We start from the raw sequence: 7180 nt of genomic DNA on the forward strand, positions 1-7180 counted from the left end.
CATTATAGCAAAAAAGAAGCCGCTATACTATGATAACAGAAAAACTGATAGGGTCAATCACCTATCAGTTTTTCTCTCTTTTACATCTCTTCTCTTTTTTCTAATTGAACACGCTCTAAACGTGGGTTTGGACGATATTTACGACCAGCTTTTGCTTCTGGTTTCCCATTTAATTCTACATTATCACCAGTAAAGCCAATATTCATTTTTAATAAGCTACTTCCTACCCCGTATATGTCAACAGGTACGTTTTGAGCTTCAAATTCACGAATACGCTTCTCATCAAATCCACCAGTTACAACGATGTCTACATGCTGGAATCCTTCTTCATCAAGTGCTTTACGAAGTGCGAATACAAGCGATGGGTTTACACCACGTGGATCGAATGTTCCAAGTACTTCTGGGTGGCGAATGAAGTATTGATCAATCATCGTGCGGGACGTATCTACACGTACACCTTTTAATGTTGATCCAAATTCACGCGCTACGCGAAGTGCATCTGTAATGACATCATTGTTGTAATCAATTAATACAACTAATTCATCTTCTGGGAATTTCTTATGATATGCTTTTGCCGCTTCTACAACATCACCATTAAACATTTGAATTAATGCGTGAGGCATCGTCCCCATACCACTTTTGCCCCACCATTCATTCATCGCATGCGTCGCTTGTGCGCTCATACCTCCGATGTATGCTGCATAACCGTCACCAGCTTGTTGTGTATAATGATCGTCACGATCTCCCATGAAAATAACTGGTTTTTCTTTATCTACGCTACGCGCAGCTTGGACAACGTTATATACGTTTGTCGCAACCGATGTACGACGAGCTAAAATCCCATCAATGACACCTTCTAAAAATCCGAAATTTTCATAAGGACCATGAATTGTTAACACTGTTTCAAATGGACTAATTTTATCGCCATCTTTTAAAGAGTTAATCTCAAGTTCCTCAGGATTTTTAGCGAATGTTTGTAGCAACGCAATTACTTCATCCGTTCCGCAAAGAACTGCATTTTCCTTTTGGAAAAATTGCATCGTTACAACACTTTTCGGGCGAAATTCTTCGATGATTTCTCTAGTCTTTAAAAAGTAAACGGCAGAGAACCACCCTTCTCCAACACGTTCGTCAAATTTAAATGTTTTATTTGTTAGTCTATTTATTTCACCTTTTAATTTTAATTCAATTTCTTTCATGTCGCTTTACTCCCTACTTTACTATCCAACATTTTCTCTTAGTATACAGCATAACCGTTTACTATACATTTGTTTCCTGCATAGCAGCGAATTCATCCTCAGAAATAAGGACATCTCTTGGCTTCGTTCCTCTTGCTTCAGAAATAATTCCTTGCGATTGCATCTCTTCAATGAGACGTGCTGCGCGATTATAACCGATGCGGAATTTTCGCTGTACAGAAGATGTGGACGCTCCCCCTTGTTCTACAACAAATTGACATGCTTCGAAGAACAATTCGTCTTCCGACTCAGCTTGTTCTGTTTTCGCTAATAAATCCTCTTGCTTAAATAAGTAATTCGGCTTCATTTGCTTTTTCACATGATCAACTGTCTTTTCAATCTCATCATCTGATACATATACACCTTGTACACGAACAGGCTTAGATGTACCGTTCCCTAAGAATAACATATCACCACGGCCAAGTAATTTCTCCGCGCCACCAATATCGATAATCGTACGCGAATCAACTTGAGATGATACAGTAAACGCAATACGCGTTGGAATGTTTGACTTAATTAAACCTGTAATAACATCTACAGATGGACGCTGCGTCGCTACTAATAAATGAATACCACAAGCACGTGCTTTTTGCGCAATACGACAAATCGCTTCTTCAACATCACCAGGTGCTACCATCATTAAGTCGGCTAACTCGTCAATGACAATAACGATATAAGGTAATGTTTCTCCCGGAATTTCTCGCTCACTTACAATCGTATTATAACGAGTTAAATCACGAGCACCTGCGTGCGCAAACAATTCATAACGACGTTCCATTTCCTCAACTGCCCATTTTAATGCAGCTGTTGCTGCTTTTACATCCGTAATAACAGGTGCTACAAGATGTGGAACAGCATTGTATGGTGCAAGCTCAACCATCTTCGGATCAATTAACATTAACTTCACTTCATGTGGTTTCGCTTTATATAAAATACTCGTTAAAATCGCGTTAATACACACACTTTTACCTGAACCCGTTGCACCCGCAATAAGTCCGTGCGGCATTTTTCGAATATCCGTTACAATTGGATCCCCTGAAATATCAAGTCCAAGCGCAACAGTAAGCGGTGATTCACTCTTTGTGAATACAGGACTTCTTAAAATTTCGCGAAGAAATACTGGCTTACTTTCTTTATTTGGAACTTCAATTCCAATCGCACTCTTCCCTGGAATCGGTGCTTCAATACGAATATCTTTCGCAGCTAAGCTTAACTTAATATCATCACTTAAATTTGTAATTTTATTTACTTTCACACCTGGGTCTGGCTGCACCTCAAAACGAGTTACTGCTGGCCCTTGCGATACATTAATAACATGTGCTCCAACGTGAAAATTATTAAACGTTGTATCTAATAATTCTTTCTGCTCCTCTAACCATTCTGTATTATCTAACGCTGATTGCTGTGGAATCGACAACAGCGCTAATGGCGGAACAGTGTATGTCGGTGGTGTGTGCAATACATTTCGCATATCGTTCTCTCTTTGATTTACAACATATGCTTTCTCTTGTACTTCCGTACTTGAAATTGGCTTTTGTACTTGCTCTACCACTACTTGCTGTATTGGTTGTTCTTCCACTTGTGGCTCTGCTACTACTTGCTGCACTGGGTGCTCTTCCACTTGTGGTTCTGCTACTACTTGCTGCACTGGGCGTTCTTCCACTTGTGGTTCTGCTACCACCTGCTGCATTGGTTGCTCTTCCACTTGTGGTTCTGCTACCTCTTGCTGCACTGGGCGTTCTTCCACTTGTGGCTCTGCTACTACTTGCTGCATTGTTTGCTCTTCCACTTGTGGTTTTGCTACTACTTGCTGCACTGGGTGCTCTTCCACTTGTGGTTTTGCTACTACTTGCTGCACTGGGCGTTCTTCCACTTGTGGTTCTGCTACCTCTTGTTGCACTGGCTTATTCTCTACTCGTACATTAGCAGAAGGCTGCATTGCATTTGCTCTAGCTGCATGTCTTTCCATTAATCGTGTTCTATCTTGTTTCAACATAACAACATTAAATGGTACATGACGCTTTTTCTCACGTTTTGGTTCTTCTTTTTGTACAACTGGTTGCTCTTCTGCAACTGGCACTTCTTCTACAACTCGTTGCTCTTCTACGACCGGTGCTTCTTCTACAACTCGTTGCTCTTCTGCGACTAGTGTTTCCTCGGCAACTGGTTGTTCTTCTACGACTGGCGCTTCTTCTACAACTGATTGCTCTTCTACGACCGGTGCTTCTTCTACAACTTGTTGCTCTTCTGCGACTGGCGCTTCTTCTACAACTGGTTGTTCTTCTGCAATTAAAACATCCGCAAAGCTTTGAACATCTTTCTTCGTTTGTTCATCAGCCTCAGCAACATATATGAATTCACTCTTTTGTTCAATTGCTTCATCTTCTTGCTGAATTTCCTCAAGTGCTACAAATGTCTCTACTACAGGCGCGTTTATTTCTGCAATTACTTCAGCTTCTTCTGACTCTTCTGCTTCCGCAATTACTTCCACTTCTTCTGACTCTTCTACTTCCGCAATTACTTCAGCTTCTTCTGACTCTTCTATTTCCGCAATTACTTCCACTTCTTCTGACTCTTCTGCTTCCGCAATTACTTCTACTTCTTCTGACTCTTCTGTTTCTGTAATTACTTCCACTTCTTCTGACTCTTCTGTTTCTGTAATTACTTCCACTTCTTCTAGCTCTTCTGTTTCCGCAATTACTTCTACTTCTTCTAGCTCTTCTGTTTCCGCAATTACTTCTACTTCTTCTAGCTCTTCTGTTTCTGTAATTACTTCTACTTCTTCTGACTCTTCCGCTTCTGCAATTACTTCCACTTCTTCTGACTCTTCTGCTTCCGCAATTACTTCAGCTTCTTCTAGCTCTTCTGTTTCTGTAATTACTTCTACTTCTTCTGACTCTTCCGCTTCTGCAATTACTTCCACTTCTTCTGACTCTTCTGCTTCCGCAATTACTTCAGCTTCTTCTGACTTTTCTGTTTCTGTAATTACTTCCACTTCTTCAGGTGCCTCTGTTTCCATAACTACTTCTTCAAACTCTTCCGTTTCTGCAATTACTTCTACTTTTGACACTTCTTCTGGTATTTCCACAATGATTGTTTCTTCAAGTTTTTCTTCTGCTTTGACAATCACTGATTCTTCTGGAGCTTGCTTTTCTACTTCAATAGTAGGTTGTTTTATTTCTGTATTACGTTTAATTTCTTCTGATAATATTGTATCCTCGTGCTCTACTTTAGAAGCTACTAATTCTTCTTGTAGATTGTTTTCGTTTAACACCACTACATCTTTTTCTAGCTTAGCACTTTCCATCTGCTCAGCTACTGTTTTATGAAGTAATTCATCCGCTGAAACTTCCTGCGGTGTACTCATTTCTTGAATCACTTCTTTTTCTTCTACTAAAGGCACTTGGCGTTCAATTTCATAACCGTTTTTCTCTAGCCATTGATCAACTACTGACTTTTCTTCCTTTTTATTCTCTTCATATTGTTGCTCCCCTTGCTGGTTAGCAGCTCTATGACTAGAAGAAGTTGGTGCTTGTCCTTCTGAGAAATCAGATAATGTATATCCTTTTTTCTCTAACCATGCATCAACGACTGATTTACCCTCTACAGATATTTCAAGGTCTTCTCTTTCCTTTACTTCCTCCTGCTTTTCTTCCTTTTTCTCTACTGAAGGACGATTATATCCATAAATTGGCGAAATCATTTCTGTTGGACGAAATGGTCTACGGTTACTCTCTTGCGAAGGTACAGATGCCTTTTTAACGACAGACTCCCGCACCGGTTCATATTGCACTTCCGGCTCTTCATATGTAGAAACTACCTTTTCCACATACGGTCGTCTGCTTCTTTCCACCTTTATTCCTCTTTGGGCAGTCGGTTCTTCATATGTTACTCCTTGAACAGGTTGTTCTTCGAAGCGATTTACTTCGCTTTCATCCTCTTCATCGAACCCATTATCCGGTACTAAAGGAAAACGGCATTTACCTGCATTCCTATTTGCCATTTGTGCTTCTCTTGCTTCAGTGTAGTGGTTTACACGAGGAATTTTCGGCTGACTTTCAATTTGCTTTGGTACTTCTTTATTCATCGCTGTTTGTTCTTCCTCTTTGTTAAACAGCTTTTTCATCCAATCTAACATGCTTACCACTCTTTCTACTAAATAGTAACATCCTTTATTGTATCAGCATTCGGCAAAAAGTGCAGGTAAAATTAAGCATGTCATATTTATCCACAATATTCTAATTTACGAGTGTTTCATATGAAAAAACGCAGCCTTTCATATAAGACTGCGCTTAAGCTTTACTCTTCTGATATGCATCTATGCTATCCGTTACACTTTGCAATAAAGAATTTACATATTGCGGGTCAGATAATTTTTTATCTTCTTCATGGTTTGACATAAACCCAAGTTCTAATAACACACCAGGAACCTTTGCCCAATTAAATCCAGAAAGATCATCCCGAAATTTAATTCCATTTACTTTTACTTGCTGGTTCTCCCTCATTTTATTTACAATCATTTGAGAGATTTGAAGACTTTCCGCATAAATCTCTTTCGTATACGGACTTCCTTCTGCCGGCGTCAATACAGCGAATCCACTTTGGTTTGGATTTTCAGAACCATCTGCATGAAGACGTAAAAATAAATTAGCCTTATGATTATTTGCGAATGCCGCCCTTTCTTTATTACTTATATCAACGTCTTGTGATGTTCTCGTCATTAATACTTGTATCCCTTTTGCTTCAAGCTTTTCTTTTAATAAAAAAGCCATTTCTAATACAAGTACAGCCTCTCTCTTTTTCGTCACAACACCTGTTGTACCGTCTGTCACTTTATATTTTTGCGTTGTTGCCCCTGGTCCAATCGGCTCTAAATTTAAATTCGCTTTTTGTTGATGCCCTGGATCAATAACGACGAGAAACTTCTCTTGTTTTTCATTACTCTCTATTTTTTGTTCATTATTTTGCACTGGTTGCTCAGTCGGCTGCACTGGCGTAGTTTCTTCTTTCTTTTCATCAGATGATACTTCCTCTTGCTTATGTTCTACTTGGTCATTCGTTTGAATTGCTTGCGATTCTTCGTTCTTTTCTTGTTCTTGCTTCTTTTCTACCGGTGCGTCTTCTTTGGTATCTTTGTTTTTCTCTTGTATAGAAGATGTAGTTTCTTTTTTCGGCTGCTCTTGTGAACAACCGGCCATATATATTCCAATGAATGCAATCATGCTCATTATTTTTATATACTTCATACTTCTCCCCCATCACTTTGCACCGGATTCAAAGTTTTTCTTATAATTGCCCTATAATCTCATCTATATTTCCAATATAAACTGGCTGCCATTTTTCTGTACCACGTTCTGCAGTATAAAGCGGATAAGCGGCATCATCTATATTTACGAAAACTGGATCGCCCATATCCGTTTCATATCCAATTGTAATCCATTCTTCTTTCCATTTTCCGTGTTCTTCACTTATTAATGAATTTTTATGTTTATCGTATCGGTAACCGATTTGTCCTTTTTCTAATTCACTTTCACTAAACAAATATATTTCATAAGTACCTAGCTCAACATCTTGCTGTTTTGAAGTTTCAATTCGTTTTAGAAGTTCTGCGATTTTTGGTTGCTGTTTCATACTTCTATCCCCTTCTACTTTTCTAAATTTTAACTAGATTGTTTATAAAATACAATATAGATTTTAAGAAAAAAGGTGACATCCTTATCATATTAACAATTTTTTGAATATATCTATCACTACTCTCAATATATCAACGATTTTTTAAATATATCTATCACTATTCTCAATATATCAACGATTCAACACGAAATTTCGAATTACCAACAATGAATGCAAAAAAAAGAGAGGCTGTGGTATTATCCCCTATAGGTAGACAGTAAAAAAAGAGTCCATCTGATATGATGGACTCAATACTGTTTTATCTGGAG

Annotated in this window: 4 protein-coding genes; all 4 read right to left on the bottom strand. The window is 38.7% G+C overall.

Annotation, left to right across the window (positions count from 1 at the left end; all coding sequences use genetic code 11):
- Nucleotides 1-80 precede the first annotated feature (80 nt).
- The 4 genes from HFD78_RS09160 to HFD78_RS09175 all read right to left on the bottom strand — a co-directional run bounded on the left by HFD78_RS09160 (nucleotide 81) and on the right by HFD78_RS09175 (nucleotide 6869).
- Nucleotides 81-1199 carry a nicotinate phosphoribosyltransferase gene (locus tag HFD78_RS09160; RefSeq protein ID WP_000658370.1) on the bottom strand — a complete coding sequence of 373 codons (1119 nt, stop codon included), beginning with the start codon at nucleotides 1197-1199 and terminating at the stop codon, nucleotides 81-83.
- A 61-nt stretch (nucleotides 1200-1260) separates the two neighbouring features.
- A complete protein-coding gene (locus tag HFD78_RS09165) occupies nucleotides 1261-5376 on the bottom strand; it encodes a DNA translocase FtsK (protein WP_191968064.1) in 4116 nt (1371 codons plus the stop codon).
- Between the two features lie 154 nt (nucleotides 5377-5530).
- Nucleotides 5531-6484, bottom strand: a complete 954-nt coding sequence (locus HFD78_RS09170; protein ID WP_000874038.1) for an N-acetylmuramoyl-L-alanine amidase — start codon at nucleotides 6482-6484, stop codon at nucleotides 5531-5533.
- 40 nt (nucleotides 6485-6524) lie between these two features.
- On the bottom strand, nucleotides 6525-6869 hold the full coding sequence (locus tag HFD78_RS09175; protein ID WP_000813342.1) for a hypothetical protein: 345 nt from the start codon (nucleotides 6867-6869) through the stop codon (nucleotides 6525-6527).
- Nucleotides 6870-7180 lie beyond the last annotated feature (311 nt).

The sequence above is a fragment of the Bacillus sp. EKM501B genome (genome assembly GCF_011800505.1).
GTDB classification, from domain to species: Bacteria; Bacillota; Bacilli; order Bacillales; family Bacillaceae_G; genus Bacillus_A; species Bacillus_A cereus.

Excerpts from the sequence above, each read along its gene's own strand:
- HFD78_RS09160 (WP_000658370.1), bottom strand. The coding sequence starts at position 1,199 with ATGAAAGAAATTGAATTAAAATTAAAAGGTGAAATAAATAGACTAACA.
- HFD78_RS09165 (WP_191968064.1), bottom strand. The coding sequence starts at position 5,376 with ATGTTAGATTGGATGAAAAAGCTGTTTAACAAAGAGGAAGAACAAACA.
- HFD78_RS09170 (WP_000874038.1), bottom strand. The coding sequence starts at position 6,484 with ATGAAGTATATAAAAATAATGAGCATGATTGCATTCATTGGAATATAT.
- HFD78_RS09175 (WP_000813342.1), bottom strand. The coding sequence starts at position 6,869 with ATGAAACAGCAACCAAAAATCGCAGAACTTCTAAAACGAATTGAAACT.